Origin of the sequence: Dermacoccus sp. UBA1591, from assembly GCF_002322065.1 — a bacterium.
GTDB lineage: Bacteria > Actinomycetota > Actinomycetes > Actinomycetales > Dermatophilaceae > Dermacoccus > Dermacoccus nishinomiyaensis.
Map to the genome: position 1 here is coordinate 1 of NZ_DCNR01000027.1, position 23,274 is coordinate 23,274.

Annotated in this window: 19 protein-coding genes; 9 read left to right on the plus strand and 10 right to left on the minus strand. The window is 68.0% G+C overall.

The features are described from left to right. Positions 1–156 precede the first annotated feature (156 nt). Together B2284_RS02955 and B2284_RS02960 are read left to right on the plus strand one after the other, a co-directional pair. Positions 157–1,317, plus strand: coding sequence for an acyl-CoA dehydrogenase family protein (locus tag B2284_RS02955; protein WP_006946290.1), 1,161 nt, complete (start codon positions 157–159; stop codon positions 1,315–1,317). A gap of 3 nt (positions 1,318–1,320) precedes the next feature. Continuing rightward, positions 1,321–2,385: an acyl-CoA dehydrogenase family protein gene (locus B2284_RS02960; RefSeq protein ID WP_286697164.1), complete on the plus strand. Its 1,065-nt coding sequence runs from the start codon at positions 1,321–1,323 to the stop codon at positions 2,383–2,385. 134 nt (positions 2,386–2,519) lie between these two features. Here B2284_RS02960 and B2284_RS02965 read toward each other — a convergent pair whose 3' ends face one another. From B2284_RS02965 to B2284_RS02990, 6 genes are all read right to left on the minus strand, one after another. Beyond that, positions 2,520–3,800 carry an amidohydrolase gene (locus B2284_RS02965; RefSeq protein WP_083607220.1) on the minus strand — a complete coding sequence of 427 codons (1,281 nt, stop codon included), beginning with the start codon at positions 3,798–3,800 and terminating at the stop codon, positions 2,520–2,522. Continuing rightward, positions 3,793–5,892, minus strand: coding sequence for a S9 family peptidase (locus B2284_RS02970; protein ID WP_286697165.1), 2,100 nt, complete (start codon positions 5,890–5,892; stop codon positions 3,793–3,795). The genes B2284_RS02965 and B2284_RS02970 overlap by 8 nt, the downstream gene beginning before the upstream one ends. A gap of 89 nt (positions 5,893–5,981) precedes the next feature. Then, positions 5,982–7,751, minus strand: a complete 1,770-nt coding sequence (locus B2284_RS02975) for a circularly permuted type 2 ATP-grasp protein (RefSeq protein ID WP_006946063.1) — start codon at positions 7,749–7,751, stop codon at positions 5,982–5,984. A gap of 90 nt (positions 7,752–7,841) precedes the next feature. Beyond that, positions 7,842–9,191, minus strand: coding sequence for an NADP-specific glutamate dehydrogenase (gdhA, locus tag B2284_RS02980; RefSeq protein WP_006946086.1), 1,350 nt, complete (start codon positions 9,189–9,191; stop codon positions 7,842–7,844). Positions 9,192–9,423: 232 nt separating this feature from the next. Continuing rightward, on the minus strand, positions 9,424–9,732 hold the full coding sequence (locus B2284_RS02985) for a nucleotidyltransferase family protein (protein ID WP_006946148.1): 309 nt from the start codon (positions 9,730–9,732) through the stop codon (positions 9,424–9,426). Positions 9,733–9,819: 87 nt separating this feature from the next. Next, on the minus strand, positions 9,820–10,092 hold the full coding sequence (locus B2284_RS02990; protein ID WP_286697166.1) for a hypothetical protein: 273 nt from the start codon (positions 10,090–10,092) through the stop codon (positions 9,820–9,822). 98 nt (positions 10,093–10,190) lie between these two features. On the opposite strand from B2284_RS02990, the gene B2284_RS02995 reads away from it, so the two are divergent. Together B2284_RS02995 and B2284_RS03000 are read left to right on the plus strand one after the other, a co-directional pair. Further along, the gene (locus B2284_RS02995) at positions 10,191–10,490 is read left to right on the plus strand and encodes a hypothetical protein (protein ID WP_006946179.1); all 300 of its coding nucleotides are present in this window, start codon (positions 10,191–10,193) and stop codon (positions 10,488–10,490) included. 13 nt (positions 10,491–10,503) lie between these two features. Next, positions 10,504–11,664: a cation:proton antiporter gene (locus tag B2284_RS03000; RefSeq protein WP_006946151.1), complete on the plus strand. Its 1,161-nt coding sequence runs from the start codon at positions 10,504–10,506 to the stop codon at positions 11,662–11,664. A 153-nt stretch (positions 11,665–11,817) separates the two neighbouring features. On the opposite strand, the gene B2284_RS03005 is transcribed toward B2284_RS03000, so the two are convergent. Beyond that, positions 11,818–13,863: a GmrSD restriction endonuclease domain-containing protein gene (locus B2284_RS03005; RefSeq protein ID WP_006946302.1), complete on the minus strand. Its 2,046-nt coding sequence runs from the start codon at positions 13,861–13,863 to the stop codon at positions 11,818–11,820. A 1-nt stretch (position 13,864) separates the two neighbouring features. Then, a complete protein-coding gene (locus B2284_RS03010) occupies positions 13,865–15,205 on the minus strand; it encodes a DUF262 domain-containing protein (RefSeq protein WP_006946161.1) in 1,341 nt (446 codons plus the stop codon). A gap of 428 nt (positions 15,206–15,633) precedes the next feature. Between B2284_RS03010 and B2284_RS03015 the strand changes: the two genes are divergently transcribed. Both B2284_RS03015 and B2284_RS03020 read left to right on the plus strand, forming a co-directional pair. Beyond that, positions 15,634–16,200 carry a TetR/AcrR family transcriptional regulator gene (locus tag B2284_RS03015; RefSeq protein ID WP_006946191.1) on the plus strand — a complete coding sequence of 189 codons (567 nt, stop codon included), beginning with the start codon at positions 15,634–15,636 and terminating at the stop codon, positions 16,198–16,200. After that, positions 16,197–17,141, plus strand: a complete 945-nt coding sequence (locus B2284_RS03020) for a DMT family transporter (protein ID WP_006946079.1) — start codon at positions 16,197–16,199, stop codon at positions 17,139–17,141. The genes B2284_RS03015 and B2284_RS03020 overlap by 4 nt, the downstream gene beginning before the upstream one ends. 97 nt (positions 17,142–17,238) lie before the next feature. Here the strand turns inward: B2284_RS03020 and ychF are convergent, their stop codons facing one another. Continuing rightward, positions 17,239–18,312 (minus strand): redox-regulated ATPase YchF, encoded by a 1,074-nt coding sequence (gene ychF, locus B2284_RS03025; protein WP_006946293.1) that lies wholly within the window; start codon positions 18,310–18,312, stop codon positions 17,239–17,241. A gap of 84 nt (positions 18,313–18,396) precedes the next feature. Between ychF and B2284_RS03030 the strand changes: the two genes are divergently transcribed. Further along, positions 18,397–19,413: a DUF389 domain-containing protein gene (locus B2284_RS03030; RefSeq protein ID WP_286697167.1), complete on the plus strand. Its 1,017-nt coding sequence runs from the start codon at positions 18,397–18,399 to the stop codon at positions 19,411–19,413. 115 nt (positions 19,414–19,528) lie between these two features. Then, positions 19,529–20,728 (plus strand): DNA recombination protein RmuC, encoded by a 1,200-nt coding sequence (locus B2284_RS03035; protein ID WP_136788974.1) that lies wholly within the window; start codon positions 19,529–19,531, stop codon positions 20,726–20,728. Between the two features lie 98 nt (positions 20,729–20,826). Here B2284_RS03035 and B2284_RS03040 read toward each other — a convergent pair whose 3' ends face one another. After that, on the minus strand, positions 20,827–21,852 hold the full coding sequence (locus tag B2284_RS03040) for a 4-hydroxy-3-methylbut-2-enyl diphosphate reductase (protein WP_040014810.1): 1,026 nt from the start codon (positions 21,850–21,852) through the stop codon (positions 20,827–20,829). Positions 21,853–22,016: 164 nt separating this feature from the next. On the opposite strand from B2284_RS03040, the gene xseA reads away from it, so the two are divergent. After that, the coding region (gene xseA / locus B2284_RS03045; RefSeq protein WP_286697168.1) for an exodeoxyribonuclease VII large subunit at positions 22,017–23,274 on the plus strand (1,258 nt) is incomplete at its 3' end.

Consider the following 23,274-nt stretch of genomic DNA (forward strand, 5'->3'; position numbering starts at 1 on the left):
CGAACTCATGAAGTCGAACTCCGACCTCGCCTGAGCCCCTTCTCCGACACCGTACGTCTGTCACCGCTGAGCCCCGCCCTATTGAGCGATGCTCAACAAGAGTGATAGACAGGGTGAGGCGCGTCACGGCGCCACGTCCCCGAGCAAGGAGCCACGGTGCAACGGACACTACGAGACGAGGACAAGGCCCTGCAGCGCGAGCTGCGCGCCTTTGCCGAGAGCTTTCCCGACCACATCAAGACCGGATACATCGCTGACGGCGAGGTGGTGCCCGAGTTGCTGCGCGAAGGTCAGCGCATCCTCGACGACGCCGACCTGGCCGCACCCCACTGGCCGACCGAATGGGGTGGGCGCGGCTGGGACGAACTGCAGCTGCACATCTACCGTTCCGAACTGCAGCGTGCCGGCGTGCCGATGCCGCTCGCGTTCAACACGAGCATGGTCGGCCCCGTCATCGCCGCGTTCGGCTCGCAGGAACTCAAGGAGCGTTTCCTGCCGAAGACGAAGAGCTGCGAGATCTGGTGGTCGCAGGGCTTCTCCGAGCCGGACGCCGGCTCCGACCTCGCGTCCCTGCGCACGACAGCGGTGCGCGAGGGCGACGAGTACGTCGTCAACGGACAGAAGACGTGGACGACGCTCGGGCAGTTCGGTGACTGGATCTTCACCCTCGTGCGCACCGACCCGAGCGCCGACAAGCCGCAGAAGGGCATCTCCTTTCTCCTCATCGACATGTCCTCCCCCGGCCTCACGGTGCGCCCGATCAAGCTGATCGACGGCCGTCACGAGGTCAACGAGGTGTTCTTCGACGACGTCCGCGTGCCCGCCGACCAGCTCGTCGGCGAGGAGAACCGCGGCTGGGACTACGCGAAGTTCCTGCTCGGCAACGAGCGCACGAGCGCCGCGCCCGTCGGCTCGATCAAGGCGGCGCTCGCCGCGGCGAAGGAGCACGCGAAGGCCACACGCAGCCCGCACGGCACCGCCCTCGACGAGCCACTGCTCGCCGCGCGCTTCGCCCAGCTCGAGGCCGAGGTCATGGCGCTCGAACTGACGGTGCTGCGCGTCGCGGGTGACTCGCGTGACGGGCGCCCCGACCCGGCGTCGTCGATCCTCAAGCTGCGCGGCAGCCAGCTGCAGCAGGACGTCTACGAACTCATGGTCGACGTGGCCGGCGTCGACGCCCTCACCTGGTACACGGGCGAGTGGGGCAGCGAGACGCTGCCGCGGTATCTCAACTACCGCAAGGCGTCGATCTACAGCGGTTCCAACGAGGTTCAGCGCAACATCATCTCCGGCGGCATCCTTGGACTGAAGGGCTGAATCATGGACTTCACACCCACCGAAGAACAGCGCGCGTTGCAGAGCGCGGTGCGCGACCTCGCCTCGAGCCTCACGCCGAAGGACACCGGATCCGGCGCCCCCGCCGGCCCGCAGCCGTTTGACGCGGACGCCTGGGGCAAGCTCGCCGAGATGGGCCTGCTCGGGCTCGCCTTCGCCGAGGAGAAGGGCGGTTTCGGCGCGTCGGCCATCGAGGTGACGCTCGCCGCCGTCGAGCTCGGCGCGGCTCGCGTCACGCTCCCCTACGCCGATGCGATGGCGGCTGCGGCGGCCCTCGACGCGGCGAACTCGCCGCTGCTCGCCGACGTCATCAGCGGCGAGAAGCTCGTGCTCACCGCGTTCGGCGAGTCGGGTGCGACGTGGTCACCGGCCGCGAGCGCCCGCACCGCGTCGGGTAGCGAGCTGGCGGGTGAGGCTCGCGGCAACACCGACCTGTCGGCGGCGGACGCCATCGTCACGACCGCCGGCACGGGCGACGACGTCGGGGTCTACCTCGTCGAATCCCCCACCGTCGACGGCCCGAAGGTGACGCTCGACGGCGCCCCCGCGACGCGGCTCAGCGGCCGCGAGGTGCTCGACGCTGCGCTCGCACTGGGCAACGTCGCACAGTGCGGCGAGGCGCTCGGAGCGATGGGAGCCGCGCTCACACTGACGGTCGAGTACCTCAAGACGCGCAAGCAGTTCGGCGTGCCGATCATGCGGTTCCAGACCCTCACGCAGCGCGCCGCCGACATGTACGTCGGCGTCGAGCTGACGCGCAGCGCCGTGCTCTACGCGGCGATGGCGCTCGCCGACCCCGGTGAGGGCGACGACGCGCTCGACCTCGACGCCATCGTGTCGCGGACGAAGTACCTCGTCGGCACCTACGGCCGGCTCGTCGGCCAGGAGGCGATCCAGTTGCACGGTGGCATCGGCATGACGGCCGAGTACGCCGTCGGCCACTACACCTCGCGCCTCGCGACGATCGAGCGGACCTTCGGTGACACCCGTCAGCACCTCGCGGCCCTGGCGGCCGGCGTCGGCGGGCACACGTCGGTCGACGTCGTCTGAGACTGCTCGCACGACGAACGCCGGGCGGCGAATGACGAACGGCGGGACGAGCATTCAAGCTCGTCCCGCCGTTCGTGTGTCATGCGCTCGTCGCCGACAAATCCGGCCCGCCGCGCAGCGTCAGCCGATCGTCATCACGACGCGTTCGACGACTCGTCGCTCGCGGCATCGCGGTCGAGTCGCGCGAACCGGTCGAACACGGCCGCACCGATGGGCAGCGCGCGCTCGTCGAGCATGAACGCAGGGTGGTGCAGGTCGGTCTCGTCGCTGTCGCCGTCCCAGACGCCGAGGCGCAGGTAGATGCCGGGGATTTCTTCGGTGTACCAGCCGAAGTCCTCGCCACCGGACGACTGGTCGGCCTCGCCGACGCCGTCCTCGCCGAGGACGTCGGTGACCGCCTGGGCTGCGAGCTGCGCGCACGCCTCGTCGTTGACGACCGGCGGCACACCTTGCACGTAGTTGACCTCGGCCTTCACGCCGTACAGCTCGGCGATGCCCGAGATCGCGGGCGGCACGACGTCGGGCAGCTGCGCCCACGTGTCGCGGCTCGCGGAGCGGACGGTGCCGACGAGCGTCCCCTTCGACGGGATGACGTTCGCGGCGCTGCCGCCGGCCTGGATCGAGCCCCACGTCATGACGGTGCCCGAGCGCGGGTCGATGCGGCGGTCGATGACCTGAGCCGCGCCCGTCGCGATGCTCGCGAGCGCGTAGATGAGGTCGCCGGTCTCGTGCGGACGCGCGGTGTGCCCGCCGTCGGAGGTCAGCGTCACCTCGATCTTCGCGTTCGAGGACGTGATAGCGCCCGCGTGCACACCGACGTCACCGACGACGCGGTGCGGGTCGCAGTGAAGCGCGATGATGCGGTCGACGCCCTCGATCGCGCCGTCCTCGACGCAGTCGACGGCGCCGCCGGGCATCTGCTCCTCGGCGGGCTGGAAGATGAGGCGGACGGGGCGCGGCGGCGGGTTCTTCGCGAGCAGCGTCGCGGCGCCGAGCAGCATCGCCGTGTGCGCGTCGTGGCCGCAGGAGTGGCTGACGCCCTCGTTCGTCGAGGCGAACTCGAGGTCGGTCTCCTCATCCATCGGCAGCGCGTCGATGTCGGCGCGCAACGCGACGAGGTCGTCGGCCGTCGCGTCGTCGGCGGCGGGCACGTCACAGATCAAGCCGGTGCCGAAGGAGAAACGTCGCACCTCGAACCCGAGACCTTCGAGCTGTTCGGCGACGTAGTCCGTCGTCGCCTTCTCCTCATAGCTCAGCTCGGGGTTGGTGTGCAGGTGGCGGCGCCACTCGACGAGCTTGTCCCGCAGGTCGTCGTCGATGCCGTCGTACGCCATGGCGGCCTCGTGTGCCGCGTCGACGTCGGGCTCGGAGTTCGTCCCACCCGTGTTCGCGTCGTTCTTGTCCGAGTCACTCACCGAAGATCCTTTCGCAGAAGGCCAAGACCCGCTGTTCCATGTCCCAGCGGTTGTTGAGACGTTCGAACTCGTGCCCCTCGTCGGGGAACAACAGCATCTCCGTCGGCACGCCCCGCGACGCGAGCACGCCCAGCGCCTGGTAAGCCTCGGAGACGGGGACGTTCGAGTCGAGCTGGCCGTGGATGAACATCACGGGCACGTCGACGCGGGAGAACTGACGCAGCGGGGAGGCTTGCGCGAGCAGGTGCCGGTCGAGCTTGGGGTCGCCGTACTTGGGCATCGCCGCGGAGGCGATCCACGGGTCGGTGTCACGGTAGAACGTCTCGAGATCCGACATGCCGCACGCCGCGATGCCGCCGGCCCAACGCCCGGCGTGCCGGGTGAGCGACGCGTGCACGAGGTATCCGCCGTACGAGCGGCCCATGATGACGGCCTGGCCGTCGCGGGTGATCCCGGCGTCGATGAGATGGTCGAGCGTGTCCTCGGCGTCGTCGATCGCCGCGAACCGGCCGTAACGGTCGTCGGCCTGTGAGAAGCGCCGCCCGCGTCCTGCTGAGCCACGCACGTTCGGCAGGAACACCGAGTGCCCGGTCGCCGCGAGCTTGCGCAGCACGTTGTTGTAGTCGGGGCGAGCCTGTCCCTCGGGGCCGCCGTGGAAGTAGACGATCGTCGGGGCGGGCTCGCTCGGCGCGGGCCCGACGGCCCGGTAGAGCCACCCGGACAAGCGCATGCCGTCGCGCGCCTCGTAGTGGAGCAATTCGGGGATGATGTCCGCTTCGCCCCACGCGGACAACACCGGCCGGCCACGTTCGTCCGTCGGGCGCGCGGGTGACATCGTGTCGAGGTCGTCTTCGTCGGCCAGTGCGTCAGCGCCGCTCGCGCCGACGTCGTCCCCGGTCGCTGCGTGCCCGGCCGTCTCGTCGTCCGAGCTGCCCGCACGGGGACGGTTCTCGGCGACGCTCTCACCGACGGCGTCGCTCACCGCTTCGTCGACCGCCGTTGCGACAGCGCGGAACTCGTCGCCGACCCAGCGTCGGGCGGCAACGTCGTAGACGACGACCGTGGGCGGAAACTCGGGTCCGGCGACGGTGAGGGCGAGCAGCGACCCGTCCTCCGTCAGCGACGGCGTCGTCGCGATGAGCGATGGCAGCTCGGGCAGGTCGACGACGCGGGCGCGCCCACCCGTCAGGTCGACGATCTGCAGGTCGCACCACCCCTCGTCGTTCCACAGGACGGCCGCCACGGAACCGTCGAGGGAGACGGCGAACTCCTCGACGTCGGCGTCCTCACGTTCGAGGAGCACCTCGACGTCGTGGGCGTGCTCGGTGGGGGTGAGCCGCAGGAGTCGGAACCGTTCGGCGCTGTGGTCGCTGCGCACGATGAAGCTGGGGCGATCCCCGTCGAACGTGACGAATCCGCGGTCGGTCGTCGAGCCGTTGTCGACCGGCATGAGGGGGCGCCAGGTGCCACCGTCGTCGATGGCCAGGAGCTCACGGTTGCCGCGCGAGCCGACGCGGAACAACGAGACGTTGCCACGCGAGTGCGTCAGGGCGCCGCCGGTGCGCCGGTCGACGACGCGCGTCTCCCCCGTCACCGGATTGAACAGGCGGCCCTCGACGGTGCCCTCGCGGTCGAAGACGGAGACGGCGACGAAGTCGTCGTCCCAGCTGACGAGCTCGACCGTCTCGTACGCGGCGAGGTCGACGGTGTACGAGTTCGCGTCGTCCGGGTCGGAGGTGACGAACCAGATCTGCTCGCGGTCACCACCGTCGGGTGCGACCTCGCAGGCGAGCCAGTGCCCGTCGGGTGAGTACAGGACGCGCCGCACACCACCTTCGACGGGAAGACGCACCTCGCGCTCCTCGCCGACGATCGGAACCCCGTCGTCGTCGAGCGGCATCTGCAGTGCGAAGGGAAAACGGTCCTGTTCGACGACGACGCACGCGAGCAGCCGCCCGTCGGGCGAGAGCGCAGGGTCCTTGACGTACCGGTCCAGCGTGCGCGGGCGTGGCGGGGCGCGGTGCTCGGCGGGTGGCGCGTAGGAGGTCAGGACGTGGGCATGCTCGGGTTCGGGCGGGCTGACGTCGTTCACGTCAGCCGATCCTAGGCGCCCGGGGGGCCAGACCTCCAGAGCGAGCGCGCCTGGTTCGTCTCCGGATGCCGGAGAACCGACCTCGCGGGTCATGATCGACGTGGTGCCGCGGAGTCGTCGGGGCCAGGAACATCACCTGACGCGGCCGTGGCAGCGTCACCGCGATCGGCGCCCACCGCGGTCTCGGATGGGGTCTGCGACGAGGCTGCAGCCGGCGCTGTCGGTGCAGGTGAGCGCAGGATCCACGTGTCCTTGCCGCCACCGCCGCGGGAGGTGTTGACGATGAGCGAACCAGCCGGGGCCGTTCGGGTGAGGGCGGCAGGGACGGTGTGGGCGCTCAGCTTGCGCGCATCGAGGACGCTGGGTTCCCCCGACTCGCCGGGCGCACTCCCGGGCTGCTTGGTGGCGCGAACGTGCACGAACGCCCGCAGGTCGACGTGCCGCGGGTGGATGCAGGTGCGTCCGCTCTCGTCGGCGGCGTAGGTGGGCAGCGTCGACAGGCGCACGATGTCCTGCGCGATGAAGTGGTCGGGATGCGCCCGCAGCTGCTCGGCGCGTTCGTCGAGCTCGGCTGGGGAGCACTCCGGCCCGATGGTGATGCCGGCGCCGCCGTAGCCGTCGACGGGTTTGACGACGCGTTCGTCGAGCCGTGCGATGACCTCCTCGACCTTGCCGGGTTTGTGGCACAGATCGGTGGGGACCTGTTCGAGCAGGGGCTCCTCGTCGAGGTAGAACCGGATCATGTCGGGCACGAGCGCGTACACGGCTTTGTCGTCGCCGACGCCGTTGCCGAATGCGTTGACGAACGCGAGACGGTGGTGGGCGAGGGCGTCCTCGAGTCCGGGGCCGAGTGGTTGACCGTCGCAACCGAGGGCTGCGAACAGTTGATCCTTCTCGATGCGCGCGTAGACGACGTCGAGTGGGCGCAGCGTCGTCGCGTCCTGCAGGTGCAGGCGCCCGTCGACGACGCAGAGGTCCGCGGGCGTGCAGACGGGCATGCCGACGAACTCGGCGATGCGGCGGTGCTCGAACCAGGCGGAGTCGCCCTCGCCCGTCGAGACGAGCGCAAGCCCTGGGTCGTCGGGGTTCGCGGCGTGCGCAGGTGCCGCGGCCTGCAGCGTCTCGCGCAGCATCGCGAATCCGTCGCGGGGCTCGAGCAGGTCGTACTCGCTGATCACGTCGGCGAACGTGTCGTTCGCCATCGCGCGAAGGAAGTGCGAGAACACCACGCCGGAGGGAACACGAAGGTTGTCCTCGAGGACGAGCCATCGCCCGTCGGCGCACACGAGATCCATGCCGCAGATATGGGCTCGCACGGACCCGGAGGGTTGGAGGCGGCCTTCGTCGACGTAGCCCGGTGAGCGTTCGATGTCGTCGGCGTCGACGACCCCAGCCTCGATGATGCGTCGCGGCCCGTAGATGTCGTCGAGGAACGCGTTGAGGGCGCGGGCGCGTTGTTCGAGGCCCGCGCTCAGGTCGGCCCACGTATCAGCGTCGATGATGCGGGGGATGAAGTCCGTCGGGAAGATCCGGGGTTCGTCCTCACCGCTGACGCGGAAGGTGATGCCCTCAGCCGTCTCCATGGCCTCTGCTCGTTCTTGCCGGGCCGCCCGCTCGTCATCACTGAGCGCAGCGATTGCTGCCAGGGCTGCGACGTAGGCGAGGCGGGGCGCGCCGTCCGCGTCGACGGCTTCGTCCCAGGCCTTCGCGACCGACGTGAGGCCGGCTTCGGTGGCTTCGAGCGTCTGCGTTTCGGCGTTCGCGCCCGGGTGCACGTCGGTGGGGCCGTTGTCGTGCAGCCCGAGCAGCGCGCCCTCGTTCGACAGGCCTGACGACGGGTCGTTCTCAGAGGCGGGCATGCCTCGTTTATACGCCGCCGCCGGACCGCGCAGACCCCGAATCGGCTTTTCCACCACACCGATTCGGGGCGTTCGATGCTCGGACGACGATCAGACGACGCCGAGCGCGAGCATCGCGTCGGCCACCTTGACGAAGCCCGCGATGTTGGCGCCGCGCACGTAGTCGCCCGGCACGTCGTAGGCGTCGGCCGTCTCCTCGCAGGTGCGGAAGACGCCGTTCATGATGGCGCGCAGGCGTTCTTCGGTGTGGTCGAACGACCACGAGTCGCGGGAGGCGTTCTGCTGCATCTCGAGGGCGCTCACCGCGACGCCGCCGGCGTTCGACGCCTTGCCGGGCGCGAAGAGGACGCCGGCCTCCTGCAGCAGGGCGGTCGCTGCGGGCGTCGTCGGCATGTTGGCGCCTTCGGCGACGGCGATGCAGCCGTTCGACACGAGGGTGCGCGCCGCGTCGTCCGGGAGCTCGTTCTGGGTGGCGCAGGGCAGGGCCACGTCGCACGGCACGTCCCAGATGCTTCCTTCGGAGACGAATCGGGCGCCCTCGTGCTCGTCCGCGTATTCGCTGATGCGTCCGCGCCTGGATTCCTTGAGTTCGCGCATGGCGTCGATGTCGAGGCCCCGCTCGTCGACGACGTACCCGCCGGAGTCGCTCATCGCGACGACGGTGCCGCCCAGCTGGGTGACCTTCTGTGCGGCGTAGACGGCGACGTTGCCGGAGCCGGAGATGACGACCTTCGCGCCGTCGAAGGAACGGTTCTGCGTCGCGAGCATGCGTTCGGTGAGGAACACGAGGCCGTACCCGGTGGCTTCGGTTCGCGCCTGGGCGCCACCCCAGGTGAGGCCCTTGCCCGTGAGCACTCCGGCCTCGTAGCGGTTGGTGATGCGCTTGTACTGGCCGAAGAGGAAGCCGATCTCGCGGCCGCCGACGCCGATGTCGCCGGCGGGCACGTCCGTGTATTCACCGATGTGGCGGTACAGCTCCGTCATGAACGACTGGCAGAAACGCATGATCTCGGCGTCGGAGCGGCCCTTCGGGTCGAAGTCGGAGCCGCCCTTGCCGCCGCCGATGGGCATACCGGTGAGCGCGTTCTTGAAGACCTGTTCGAAGCCGAGGAACTTGACGATGCCGAGGTAGACGCTGGGGTGGAAGCGCAGGCCACCCTTGTACGGTCCGAGCGCCGAGTTGAACTCGACGCGGAATCCGCGGTTCACCTGCACGCGGCCGTCGTCGTCGACCCACGGCACGCGGAAGATGATCTGACGCTCGGGCTCCGCCAGACGCTCGATGATGCTCGACTCGACGTAGTCGGGGCGTCGCTTCAGCAGCGGGCCCAGGCTGGCGAGCACCTCGTCGACAGCCTGGTGGAACTCAGCCTCTCCGGGGTTGCGGCGCAGGATCGTCTCGCGCACGGTTTCGAGCTGGGGTTCGAGCCGCTCAGGCATGTGTTCTCCTCATCGTGGTGTCCCGCCACCTTACGAGCGGATGCCTGTGACGGCCATGTGACGTTGGCCCGGTTCGGAACTCCACTCGAGTGTGGGTGAGTCACGACTCGCCGAGGAGCCTTGCCAGTTCTGCGCCAACGGAGTGAGACGCGAATCGACGACCGCCCACACGATCGCGTGATCGATCACCCCGTACTCATGGCAAGGATGTTTCGCATTCCATAGACGCGCTCTAGACGTCGGCAACATAGACAACCTCCGCCTGCGCGAGAGCTGAGTCACGGAAATACGGGTTGCGGATGGCGCGCTTCACCACGAGGTCAACATCGCGTTCGAGGATCCTGCTCCTGTCGTCACGGAGGGCGCAGAAGTCCTCCAGCGGATCGGGGCGATCAGGGAGGAAATCGACCAGAGAGTCGACGTCGCTGTTGTGATGAGAAGTCCCCGCAGCAGCTGAGCCGAACAGGGACAACTCGGCCACGCCGTGACGTTCTGCGACGCGGCTGATCGCCTCGTGGTCCAGGCTCACGACGGAAGGCATGCCCTGCGTATCGCACCGCAGGCTGGATCGACCACAGCACCGGCGGACGCCCGCGACGGGTCGCCTGCGTCCACCACAGGGATCGAGTCAGTCCGTGTAGCCGATGCTCATGTCGACGTCGTCGATGTCGCCGAGTGTCAGCAGTTGCACCCTCTGCCGGCGCCGCAGCTTGCGTGCGAACGCCTGCCGGATTTCGCGGTTCTTCCCACGCCTGCATTGGGGGCAAGAATAGCCCGTGTGGATTCTCTGCCTAACCATTCTCCCGCTCCGCCCACCATCGTCGAGCGCACTCCTCAGAGACTCGTCCTCGCCGATAGAAGTGAGGTGCGCAGCCAACTCACGACCGATATCGTGTGACACCGCACGATGAAACGGGGAATCGGACGTGTACATGCTCAGGCTGGCCCCGAGGCACGTCGGCGGCGGCGTATCTGTCGCTGCTCGCCGGTGAGGCGACGATGACGACGACCGTCGAGGCGTTCGAGAACGTCGAATCGGCGCACTTCAAGGCGAAGGACATTCTGGGCGCCTCGCGCTTCGCCCTGCTGCCGACGGACAACCCGCACGTCACGTCGGATCTGAAGAAGATCGCCGACGGCAGGGCGCTCAGCCCGGTGCTGCTCGTGCGTGGTGACGCGACGAGCGGACGCGACGCCATCATCGCCGACGGTTATCACCGGGTCTGCGCGAGTTATCACACGGACGAGAACACCGACGTGCCTGTGCGCATCGTCGACCTCGCGCACCGTTCCGCCTGAGGTCGCGACGGACGTGAACTTCGCGCAACTCGCTCTCATCTGTCTCGTCGCGGTGCTCGGGCCGCTGTTGTCGTTGCCGCGCGCGGTGAGGTTGCCGGTCGTCATCGGCGAGCTTGTCGTCGGGCTCGCGCTCGGGCAGACCGGCGCGCGGGTGCTCGACCCGCATGACGGCACGTTCGCGTTTCTCGCGGACGTCGGGTTCGCGCTCGTCATGTTCGTCGCCGGCACGCACGTGCCGGTGCGCGACAAGGCGCTGCGCACGGGTGCGTCGATCGGCGTGGCGCGGGCGGTCGCCGTCGGGGTGCTCGCCGCGCCCGCAGGATGGGCGATCGCGCACGTGTTCGGCACGGGGCACGCGGGGCTGTACGCGGTGCTGCTGGCGAGTTCTTCGGCGTCGATCGTCATGCCGGCGCTGCAGGGTATGCCGCTGACGGGGCCCTCGATCGTCGCGATGCTGCCGCAGTTGGCGCTCGCGGACGCGGCGTGCATCGTCGCGTTGCCGTTCGCGATCGATCCGGCGCACATGTCGCGGGCGGCGATCGGCGCTGCGGCGGTCGTGGCGGTGTCGCTCGTCGTGTTCTTCGTGCTGCGGTTCGTCGAGCAGCGCGGGTATCGACGGCGGGTGCACGAGGTGTCGGAGGATCGCGGGCTGGCGCTCGAGCTGCGGGTGACGCTGACGATCCTGTTCGCCGTCGCGGCGCTCGCGCAGTGGCGGCACGTGTCGATCATGCTCGCCGGGTTCTGCGTGGGGTTGGCCGTCGCCGGTGTCGGTGAGCCGAAGCGCGTCGCGAAGCAGGTGTTCGCGCTGACGGACGGGCTGTTCGCGCCGATCTTCTTCGTATGGCTCGGGGCGTCGCTCAATCTGCGTGACCTCGCGGCGCACCCGGACGCCGTCGCGCTCGGTGTGACGCTGGGGTTGAGCGCCCTCGTCGTGCACGGCGCGATGGCGGTGACGAAGCAGCCGTGGCCGGTCGCCGTCACGACCGCGGCGCAGATGGGTGTGCCCGTGGCAGCCGCGACGACGGGGACGCATCTCGGTGTGCTGCGACCTGGCGAGGACACGGCGATGCTGCTCGGCGCGCTCGTGACGATCGTCGCGACGGCGGCCCTCAGTGGCCCGCTGGCGAAGGTGGCGCAGCAGGACGGCCGCGTCGATCCGCCACCCACCCCTTAAACATTGAAGCGGAACTCGACCACGTTCCGTAGCCGAATAACCTCTCGACCCACCGCTCCACATCATCCCCGAGCGGCACCCAATGCCGTAGCTCGGTCCAGACCCCGTTACCATTCTTCGACCTGACGTACTTCTCACGGGGACAGGGGGCGATCAGATGTCAGAATCTGATCGCGCTCGCTCTCCTGCAAGCGCCCGGCGCAACAACTCCACCATCTCCTCATGATGAGTGCGCACATCTGCGTCGTTCCAACTCCCGGTCTCCGCCCGCCGTGCCATCAGCTCGAGTTTCAGGCTCTGCCGGCGAGCATCGTGGTTGTTCGCCTTCTGCGCTGGGAGGTAGTTGCTGAACTTCGAGTTGGTGCTCACAGTGACCAGCGCCAAGTTCCCGAACCAGTCGAGAAGGTGCGGATCCTCCAGGCGGTATGCGAAGGAGGAGTGCTCGATGTCCTCGGTGCCCGGGGAGAAGTGCTCCACGGAGGTGCGGTAGCTGAAGGTGAAGTCCCATTGGTTCATCTCCTCCACCAGCAGGTAGTCCAGGTACGTGAACACGATGCGCGGGATGGCGAAGCCGAGCGCCATCCCATCCGGGCCGGTCTCCTCCTTGTCCGGGTCCGGGGTCACCGCCTCGCGCAGGCGCTCGTGGGCATGGGACTCGAGACAGTGGAGGAAGCCCTGAGCTGTGATCGGCTCATCGTGATCGGTGAGCTCGGTGACGTAGCGAAGTGCATCGGTCATCCAGTGCATCGTGCGCGGGGAGGTGTAGGTGATGCGCAGCGCCGACTGTAGCAGCAGGATCCGTCGGTGCAGGCTGCGCGGGCCGGCACCGGATTCGTCAGCGGCGAAGGTCGAGGGGTACCGGGGAGTGTCCTGCCCGTTGTTGCCGCGACGGGACGATCCTCGCGCGAGCCGGTACAACGACCAGCTGCCAGGTTCCTCGTCCGTGGTGGATTCGTGCCCGGTGGTCAGCGTCGCATCACGCTTGAGAATGAAATGATCGAACAGGTAGCGGATGCGCAGCAGGTCCGTGGTGAACTTGCGCACCCAGTCAATCCGCTCCGGCGGCGGTAGTGAATCGACGCGTGCAGAGAAGCGCTGCACTAGCAGTTTGTCGTCGAGCTGACGATCATCCTCCCGTGCGGAGCCCCTGCCTGCTCCCTCCACCGCGAGAACCTGCAGCAGCAGAGTCGGGAACGTGATCTGCGATGTGAATCGCTCGCCGCCGTCGGCATCTTCCGACTCGGTCCTGACCGTGGTCTGGGAGTAGGCAGCCACCGCATCGTCGAGGGTCAGCGCGGTGGATTCGGGTGTGTTCGAAGCGTCGTCGGCGGCGGGCGAGGCCGCTTCGGAGGTGGTGTCGATGAGTTGTGCACGCAAGCGGGAGAAATCTGCTGTCGGCATCTGGTCCCAGTCGGGGCCGAAGACTTCTGCGCGTTGGGAGGTGTTTCCGGCAGTGGCGCTCATCCCCACGTAGTGCTCCATGTCGGAGCATGCTGTCCAGACGCGGTTCAGCAGGGCGCGATCGAGGGGGTCAGACAGGTATCGGAGGAGTCGCGCCTTGACGATGTCCACGGGACTGAGCTGCGCACCGCGCGTATTCATGATCTCGAAGTACCGATTCAGATCGGTGCTCCGGTCGATCGGCATGCGGACGACGAGGACCCTGGTGAGCAGATAGTCGATCACCTGGGGAGTCTGTAAACGGTCACCGTCGGCCCCGCCGTCCAGTAGCTGTTCGATAATCATCGATGCGCGGAGGATGCCGGAGTCCTCTCGATCCTTCTCATCCTCCGCCGGCTCATCGATCGTATCGGCGACGCCGCGGAGAGCGCGGGTGGCCTTCTCCCGAGCCTCGTAGGTGAGCGGCCGAAGCGGACCGATGCGGTCCTTCAAACCCGGCCGGGAAGAGAGCTTGACCAGCAGGATATACAAGGTGGTCAGGCGCTGCTGTCCGTCGATCACGTCGAGCGGCTCATCGGCCCGTTGCGGAGGGGCGACCACGAGGTTGCCAAGGAAGTAGTCCTTGGCCTCCTCCTGCTCGGCCTCGTCGAAGACGTCGTGGATCAGGCGGTGTATCTGCTCCTCGCCCCAGGTGTAATTGCGCTGGTAGAGGGGAATCGAATAGCTGGGAGCGTCCGGGCTGAAGAGCTGCCCGACGGGGATGGCCTGGACGTCATCCTGAGCGATGGTCTGTGTCATCTCAGCGGGACTCCTTCAGCAGGGTGAGGAGCCGTGCATCCTCCGGGTTGTCAGTCCGCGCCGTGCGCGGGGCGCTCATGTTCTCCAGCTCGATCTCCCGCGGATCGAGACTGTCGCGGATGGCGGAGAACAGGTTCACCTTGTTCAGGCCGTCCATATTGGTGCTGATCCCTCGTGCGTAGTTGTCCGTGGTTCTCCAGCCCAGACGCTCGTACGCCAAGCGGAGGGAGTATGCCCAGCGGAAGAGGTGGCGTCGTACCTGCGGCATATCGGCCTCGGAGTACTTGTTCGTGTAGTACAGGACCGCGGCGACGTACAGCTCCCGGCAGTACCTGAATCGCGCCCCGTCGTGGAAGACCGTGCGATCCGCAGTCGTGAGACCGGCTGTGTTGGCGTCGGAGAAGAGTTCCTCGTCCAGCCGCTCATACTCCTCGAGCATGAACGCGGCGTAGTCGAAGAAGGACTTACCCGCAGCGACCGGAGCATCGAGCTGGTGCTGGGCCCGCTTGAGATCTCTGCGGGTCACCGAGTCGGCATCAGGATAGGACCACTCCTGCAGGCCGGGAAGCACCGCCTTGGCAGCGCGATGGTATTCGGCCCCCGGCAGGCGGCGAGTGGATCTGCCGACTCCCTTGAAGAGGTCGAGGTCATCGGTGGTATATGCATGCGCTGGCATGTTGCGGCTCCACCAGTGGATGCGGGCCAGGTAGGTGCCGAAGAGCCGGTCCAGCTCGTTCTCGTCGGCCTTCTCCCATTGCTCGACCACGGCGCGCTGCTCGGCAGTGCTGGCATCTGCCATTTCGCGCAGGTGGAAGGCCTTGAGCAGGTCGTGCGGGCGCAGTGATTTGCCTCGGAAGTTCTGCGAGTCGAAGAACTGGAATGCCTCATCCTCGTCATCGGTGACGATCTTCAGAACTTTGGCTTCGGCGTCGAGGAATTCCCGGTACCTGTCGAGGCGCCCCGGAGAACGTTCGAGGTCGGCGACCCGTCGCGAGAGTTCCTGATGGACGTGGTGGATCGGGGTGTCCCCTGATTGGAGATGGGGGATTCTCTGGCCGCGCAGAAGCGCCCGCAGCAGATGGAGGGTCAGGATTCTCTGCTGTCCATCGACCACCTCGAAATGCGACTCCTGGGGACGCCTCAGGAGGATGACGGTGCCCATGATGTACGAATGCTCCGGCCTGCTATCGAGAGCCTCCGCGACATCCGTGAACAGCTGTGCCGCGATGCGTGGGGACCAGGAGTACGGGCGCTGGAAATCCGGTATGCGCAGGTCGGGACCTTGAGTGCCGAGCAGTTCGTCGACGGAGACGAACTGCAGCATCTCGGTGTTGATCGTCATGGTGTCGACGGTAATCGATAGGTAGGACGCTGTACCAGGGGTCGGGATCCGAAATTGCATCGTGCAGTCAGTGCTGGAGTGCATGCAGGAGCATGGTGTGCGGGCAACAACGACAAAACGGTCAAGATCGCAACTGCGATAACACTCCAGAGCTGGATCACTGAGCCCCCTTAGGTTAGACCGGAACTCGACTACACATTGAACCTAAATTCCACCACGTCGCCGCACATACCAACCTCTGCGCGTGCACAGCTTCCTGGACCCCGTCATGCCGTCTCCCCACAGCCCAGTCGCGAAGAACGATCCCCATCTCGGGCTCACGCAGGCTGTTAGGACCTCGCGCCCGTGCTCGTAAGCATCCAAGCGCACAGAGATTGAGACAACTCTCGGTAGTAGGTAGACTGACCTACCTACTACCGGAGGGCGACATGAATCAAGGATCAGCGCGAGAGCGGCTGCTCGATGCCGCAGCGAGACGCTTCTACGAGGACGGCGTGCACGCGACAGGGATCGACACGATCACTTCTGAGGCCGGGGTCGCGAAGAAGAGCCTCTACAACAACTTCTCGTCCAAGGCAGAGCTCGTCAGCGCTTATATCGATTCCCGCCACGAGGAGTGGCTCGGCCTCCACCAGGCACGTGCGGTGAAGGCGTCTACGGCAGCAGACCGAGTGCTGGCAGTGTTCGACGCCTACATCGACCACGCGAACGATGCCTACGGCAAGGGCTTCCGGGGATGCGGGCTGCTCAATGCGGCCGCCGAGTTCCCGGCCGGACACCCTGCTCGCTCGGCCGTGCGCGCGCACAAGGAGCAGGTGGAGCGGATTCTCGTCGAGAACCTGGAAGTCATGGCCACCGACGCCGAGGCGCTGGAGCTGGCCGAGCACTTCAGCTTCCTCCTCGAAGGAGCCGTCGCACGGGCAGGTCTCGAGGGCACCCCGGCGCGCCTGGAGCACGCCCGAGCCATCGCATCGCGGATGCTGGCCGCACTGTGAAGCGAGGCTCCCCCACCGGCATCTTCGCGGTGCTCGCCGCCGCCCTCCTGTGGGGTACCACGGGGACTGCGGCGACGTTCGCACCGACAGTCGGCCCGCTGGCCATGGGCGCGGCCGCGCTCGGCATCGGCGGGATCCTGCAGGCAGCCATCGCGGCCCCCTCGCTCCGCCGGGAACGACCCGCACTGTCTTCGCAACGTGGGACAGTGCTCGTCGGAGCCGCAGCCGTGCTGATCTACCCGCTGGCCTTCTACAGCTCGATGCATCTGGCTGGCGTCGCGGTCGGCACTGTTGTGTCCCTCGGCTCTGCCCCCATCGCCTCGGGCCTTCTGGAACGAGTGATCGAGCGACGCAGACTCAGCGGCTGGTGGATGCTCGCCGTAGCGCTCGGCATCGCGGGCAGCGCAGTACTGTGCGCTGCGAAGATGCACGACTCGCCGAGCGAGACGCTCCCCACGGTCGCCGGCGTCATCCTCGGCCTGGTTGCTGGCGCAACCTACGCCATGTACTCGTGGAGCGCTCACCGCCTCATGAACCGCGGCGTCGGGCGCGCGGCAGCGATGGGCGCTGTCTTCGGTCTGGGCGGCATTGCGCTGATGCCCGTACTCATGCTCACCGGCGCACCACTCATCGCTTCCGCCCAGCCCATGATGGTCGGGCTCTACATGGCAATGGTCCCGATGTTCCTGGGCTATCTGCTCTTCGGGTACGGCCTCACGCGCGTCACTCTAAGCGCCGCGACAACGCTCACCCTCGCTGAACCCGCAATCGCCGCCCTCCTGGCGGTGGTCATCGTCGGTGAGCGCCTCCCCGCCCTCGGCTGGGTTGGACTGGCGGGCATCTGCGCCTCGCTCCTGGTCCTCTCGCTCGCACCTGCGACACAGGCGCGTGCCGCCGAACCGTCGCGTTCTAGCGAGCTCCCGATAGGTCAGGAAGTCTGAATCAGTCGGCCTGAGATAGACGTCGGGCAAGACCTGGAGATCCGCCCAGGACCGGGATCAAATCACTTGGTGCGGCCCAAATAGCTCTGTGGAGAGGCTAAAGCGCAAATCTAAATTCCACCACGTCGCCGTCCTGCATGACGTAGTCCTTGCCTTCCATGCGGGCCTTGCCCTTCGCGCGAGCCTCGGCCACCGAACCACACTCGACGAGATCGTCGAATGAGATGATCTCAGCCTTGATGAAGCCCTTCTGGAAGTCGGTGTGGATGACGCCGGCGGCCATGGGCGCCGTCCAGCCCTTGCCGATCGTCCAGGCGCGCGTCTCCTTCGGCCCGGCCGTCAGATACGTCTGCAGCCCGAGCGTGTTGAAACCCTTGTGCGCGAGCTGCTCCAGGCCCGGCTCGGTGATACCGACCGACTCGAGCAGCTCCTTCGCGTCGTCCTCGTCGAGCTCGGCGACCTCGGACTCGAGCTGCGCATTGAGGAAGATCGCCTCCGCCGGCGCGACGAGCGCCTGCATCTCGGCCTGGAACGCCTCGTCCGTCAGCTGCGACTCGTCGACGTTGAACACATAGATGAACGGCTTCGCCGTCAGCAGCCCGAGCTCGCGGATCTCGCTCGTGTCGAAACCGACGGAGCTCAGCGTCTTGCCCTCCTCGAGCACCTTCTGCGCGGCCAGGGCAGCGTCATAGACCGACTTCTCGGTCTTCTTGCCCTTGACCTCCTTCTCCAGACGCGGCACAGCCTTCTCCAGCGTCTGCAGATCGGCGAGGATCAGCTCGGTGTTGATCGTCTCCAGATCCGAACTCGGCGACACCTTGCCGTCGACATGGTGCACGTCGTCATCGACGAACGCGCGCACGACCTGGCAGATCGCGTCCGCCTCACGAATGTTGGCGAGGAACTTGTTCCCCAGCCCCTCCCCCTCGGACGCACCCTTGACGATGCCCGCGATGTCGACGAACGACACCGTCGCCGGCAGGATCGCCGCCGAACCGAAGATCTCCGCGAGCTTCTTCAACCGCGGATCCGGCAACGGCACGACACCGACGTTCGGCTCGATCGTTGCGAAGGGATAGTTGGCAGCGAGCACGTTGTTCTTCGTCAGAGCGTTGAACATGGTCGACTTGCCGACGTTGGGGAGACCGACGATTCCGATGGTAAGAGCCACGAGAGAAGAGTCTACGTGCCACCGCCCGCGCCGGCTTCATCCGACGGACGCCTTCGACATCAGCGGCGCTGACACAATGACGCCATGCTCGTGCACCTGCGTCTCAACGTGCCGACGGACCTCACCGACGCCGTCCGCGACACCCTGAGCGACGACGCCCGCCTCACCAACCTCACCCACCTGCGCGGCGCGTCCCTCAAACCGGCCGGCGACGTCTTCGAAGCCGACGTCGCCCGCGAAGCCGCCACCGCCGTCCTCGACGACCTCAACGCCGTCGGCCTCGGCCACCGCGGCGGCATCGTCATCGGCCAACCCCTCGGCACCCCGTTCGACGCCGCGCACGACGTCGAAGAAGCCGCGCACGGCGACCCGGACGACGCCGTGATCTGGCACCTCGTCGAACGAGAGGCAGAGAAGGCGAGCTCACCGACGGCGACCTACCTCGTGTTCCTCTGCATCGCAACGGCCCTCGCGAGCATCGCCGTCATCACCGACTCGGCCGTCCTCGTCGTCGGCGCGATGGTCGTCGGGCCCGAGTTCGCCGTCATCGCCGCGATCTGCACCGGCATCGCCCTCGGACGTTGGCGCCTCGCCGCACGCAGCGCCGCCACCCTGCTGTGGACGTTCGCGTTCGCCATCGTCGTCATCATGCTCGCCGCACTGCTCGCGGCCTCGCTCGACGTCGTCTCGGCCGCCGACGTCACACGCCCCCGCCCTCAGACGGGCTTCATCTGGCGCCCCGACCTGTGGTCGTTCATCGTGGCGCTGCTCGCTGGAACGGCCGGGGTGCTCGCCCTGGCGACCGACAAGACGAGCGCCATGGTCGGCGTCTTCATCTCCGTCACGACGGTGCCCGCCGCCGGAAACCTCGCCCTCGGCCTCGCCGTCTTCGACACGGCCGAGATCACCGGATCCGCCGCGCAGCTCGCCATGAACCTCGCCGGAATGATCATCGCGGGCGTGCTGACGCTCGTCGTGCAACGCCTCGTCTGGCGCCACCTCAGCGACGCCATGCGCCACCGTTCCTCCGAACGGCGGCTACGCGCGCAACTCGGGCCGAGCCCGACCTCGCCCGCCGCCGTCGCCCCACGGGAGCACTGACCCCGCCACCGCACGGTGGTGACAGGCGCCGACCTGGCACCTCCACCGCACACACAGCGCACCGACAAACCTGGCCGTTCCGGGGTTGTCGGCGGCAGATGCTTGAGTTTCACCCGTGCAGACAACAGCCATCTTCGTGACGTTCGTCGCCGGCCTCGCCCTCGGAGCCCTCGCCATGTGGGTCGCCCTGCGACGCACGGCCGTGACCCCGACGAACGACGTCGCGCAGCTCGCCGCAGCGCAGGCCGAACGCGACGTGCTGCGTGAACGCATCGTCGACCTCGAGGCGACGGTGAGCGACGACGCGCAGACCGCAGCGCTGCTGGGGCCCCTGCGTGACGCACTGAGCCGTGTCGAACGTCAGGTCGCGACGCTGGAACGCGATCGCGTCGAGCAGTTCAGCTCCGTCGACGTGGCCCTGCGGCGCGTCACCGCGACGACCGACGAGCTGCGGCGCGAGACCTCATCGCTGGCCGGTTCGCTCAACGCCTCGAGCGTGCGCGGACAGTGGGGCGAATCGCAGTTGCGACGCATCCTCGAGCTGTCGGGCATGCTGCGCCGCTGCGACTTCGACGAGCAGTGGCGCGGGCGCAACGACGCCGGTGACGACGTGCGCCCCGACGTCGTCGTCCACCTGCCGGGCGAGCGTTCGCTCGTCATCGATGCCAAGGCGCCGCTGACTGCGTTCCTCGCGGCGCAGGAGGCGGACCTCGACGAACGCGCCCGCAGCGCCGCGTTGGGGCGCCACGCCAAGCAGCTGCGCTCGCACGTCGACACGCTCGCCTCGAAGCGCTACTGGACGGCACTGCCGCAGGCGCCCGCGTTCGTCATCTGCTTCGTGCCGGGCGACGCGATTCTCGCGTCAGCGCTCAATGCCGACCCCGGTTTGCTCGAGGAGGCGATGGAGCGTCACGTCGTGCTCGCCTCGCCGAGCACCCTCATCGCGACGATGCGCAGCGTCAGCGCGATGTGGCAGCAGGCGACGCTCGAGGAGAACGCCCGCGAACTCCTCACGCTCGGGCGGGAACTGTACGAGCGCATCGGAGTGCTGGCCAAGCACACCCACGACCTCGGCGGCTCGTTGCGACGCAGCGTCGAGGCCTACAACCTGTTCGTCGGCTCGCTCGAGAGCCGCGTCCTCGTCACGGCGCGGCGGATGCACGACCTCGACGTCTCCGCCACCCCGCCGCGGGGCGTCGCACCCCTGGACGTGACGCCGCGCCCGCTCACCCACGAGGCGCTGCTCGAGCCCGTGCTGGCCGAACCCACGCCGGCCGAACCCGCGCCGGGCAACCCCTCGGACGAGCGGGGCTGACGGTGCGCGGCCGGGCATGCTGGACGGGATGTCGAAGGCCCCCGCTCCGACATGGAGCGAGGGCCCGACGCCCGCACGCGTCAGCGCGGCGGCATGTCTCAGTGAAGCGAGTCGGCGCCCTGGGCGACCTGCTCGCCGCCGCGCATCGAGTCGGACATGCCGCGCGCCTTGAGGTCACGGCGCAGTTCGTTCGGCAGCGCGAACAGCAGGCTCTCCTCGGCGGCGACGATCGGCTTGACGTCCTCATAGCCGCGCGCGGCGAGGTAGTCGAGCACCCCGCGCACGAGGATCTCCGGCACCGACGCCCCCGAGGTCACACCGACGGTCGTGACCCCGTCGAGCCATGCCTCGTCGAGCTCATCGGCGTAGTCGACGAGGTGCCCGGCGCGCGAACCGTGCTCCAGCGCCACCTCGACGAGACGGACCGAGTTAGACGAGTTGCGCGAGCCGACGACGATCATGAGGTCGCACTCGGGCGCCATCTGCTTGACGGCGAGCTGACGGTTCTGCGTGGCGTAGCAGATGTCGTCGCTCGGCGGATCCTGCAGGTGCGGAAACTTCTCGCGCAGCCGGCGCACCGTCTCCATCGTCTCGTCGACGCTCAGCGTCGTCTGCGACAACCACACGACGCGCTCCGGGTCGCGCACATCGACGTTGACGACATCGTCGGGCCCGTCGACGAGCGTGATGTGCTCGGGCGCCTCACCCGCAGTGCCGACGACCTCCTCGTGCCCCTCGTGCCCGATGAGCAGGATGTCGTAGTCCTGGCTCGCGAAGCGCGTGGCCTCGCGGTGCACCTTCGTGACGAGCGGGCATGTGGCGTCGATCGTCTTGAGGCTCAACGCCTTCGCCTCCTCGTGCACGACGGGAGCGACCCCGTGCGCAGAGAAGATGACGGTCGCGCCCTCAGGCACCTGGTCGGTCTCGTCGACGAAGATCGCGCCGCGTTTCTCGAGCGTCGTCACGACATGCTTGTTGTGGACGATCTCCTTGCGCACGTACACCGGCGGGCCGTAGAGGTCGAGAGCCTTCTCGACGGTGATGACGGCCCGATCCACGCCCGCGCAGTATCCGCGCGGCGCGGCCAGGAGAACTCGCTTCGTCTGGGTATCCACGCCCACCATCGTAACGACCACGGCCTCCGAGGCCGAGCGAGTGGGAGCGGCATCACGCGTCGTGGGGTCGCGAACGCGAGTGCCGCAGACTGTTCGCTCCCGCAGAGCGCACCTCACCGCCGCATTCGTCCTTCGCGCCCGAGCCGGGCGCCTCGCCCCCGTAGAGTTGCCCCGTGACGAGCACACCCCCAGGCACGGGCACGCCGGCGGGCCTTCCGGCCCTCGCGGGCGACACGACCGCCGAGCAGCCGTGGCCGGTGCGCGTGCTCAGCATGAAGATCGCGCAGTACGTCGATCGCATGTCGCCGCTGTGGGTCGAGGGGCAGATCGTGCAACTCAACGTCCGCGCCCGCACCGCGTATTTGACGCTGCGGGACGCCGACGTCGACATGTCCCTCTCCCTCACCGTTCCGACGAACACGCTCAACGCTATGGGCCCCGCAGTTCGTGAAGGGGCGCGCGTCGTCGTGCACGCCAAACCGACGTTCTGGACGAAGCGCGGCAGCCTCATGATGGAGGGCCGCACGATGCGGCCCGTCGGCGAGGGCGAGCTGCTCCTGCGCCTCGAACAGCTCAAGCGCACGCTCGACGCAGAGGGCCTGTTCGCCCCCGACCGCAAACGGCCGCTGCCGTTCCTGCCCCGCGTCATCGGGCTCATCACCGGCCGCGAGGGCGCAGCCGAGAACGACGTCGTCGAGAACGCGCGACGGCGCTGGCCGGCCGCCCACTTCGAGATCCGCCACGTTCCCGTCCAGGGCCCCGACTGCGTCACCGCCGTCAGCGGCGCCCTGCGCGAACTCGACGGTCTCGACCACGTCGACGTCATCGTCATCGCGCGCGGCGGCGGCTCCTTCGAGGACCTGCTCGGGTTCAGCAACGAGACGCTCGTGCGGGCCGTCAGCGCCGCGCGCACTCCCGTCGTCAGCGCTATCGGGCACGACGTCGACACGCCGCTGCTCGATCACGTCGCCGACCGACGCGCCTCGACCCCGACGGACGCCGCCAAGCTCGTCGTACCGGATCTGGCCGCCGAACAGACCGCCCTCGCGCAACACCGCGCGCGGCTCAGCCAAGGCCTGCGCGGCCGCTTCGCCGCCGAACGGCGCCACCTCAACTCCCTCGTCGGGCGGCCCGTGCTGCGCGAACCGGGCACCCTCGTCACCCAGCAACGCGACGAGGTCGACCGCCTCACGAACCGCAGCGCCTACGCGATGCGGCAGCGTCTCACCCGCGCGCGCGACCAGATCGCTCACGGGCGCGCCCAGGTGGTCGCCCTGTCCCCGCAGAAGACCCTCGACCGCGGGTACGCCGTCGTCCAACACGCCGACGGCTCCCTCGTCATGGCCCGCGACGACGTCAGCGTCGACGACATCCTCAAGGTGACCGTGTCGCAGGGCAACTTCGCCGTCACGCCCTACAGCGGCAAACCGC

Coding starts and splice junctions, on each gene's coding strand:
- B2284_RS02960 (WP_286697164.1), top strand. CDS start 1,321: ATGGACTTCACACCCACCGAAGAACAGCGCGCGTTGCAGAGCGCGGTG.
- B2284_RS02975 (WP_006946063.1), bottom strand. CDS start 7,751: ATGCCCGCCTCTGAGAACGACCCGTCGTCAGGCCTGTCGAACGAGGGC.
- gdhA (WP_006946086.1), bottom strand. CDS start 9,191: ATGCCTGAGCGGCTCGAACCCCAGCTCGAAACCGTGCGCGAGACGATC.
- B2284_RS02985 (WP_006946148.1), bottom strand. CDS start 9,732: ATGCCTTCCGTCGTGAGCCTGGACCACGAGGCGATCAGCCGCGTCGCA.
- B2284_RS02995 (WP_006946179.1), top strand. CDS start 10,191: ATGACGACGACCGTCGAGGCGTTCGAGAACGTCGAATCGGCGCACTTC.
- B2284_RS03005 (WP_006946302.1), bottom strand. CDS start 13,863: ATGACACAGACCATCGCTCAGGATGACGTCCAGGCCATCCCCGTCGGG.
- B2284_RS03010 (WP_006946161.1), bottom strand. CDS start 15,205: ATGACGATCAACACCGAGATGCTGCAGTTCGTCTCCGTCGACGAACTG.
- B2284_RS03015 (WP_006946191.1), top strand. CDS start 15,634: ATGAATCAAGGATCAGCGCGAGAGCGGCTGCTCGATGCCGCAGCGAGA.
- B2284_RS03030 (WP_286697167.1), top strand. CDS start 18,397: ATGCTCGTGCACCTGCGTCTCAACGTGCCGACGGACCTCACCGACGCC.
- B2284_RS03040 (WP_040014810.1), bottom strand. CDS start 21,852: ATGGTGGGCGTGGATACCCAGACGAAGCGAGTTCTCCTGGCCGCGCCG.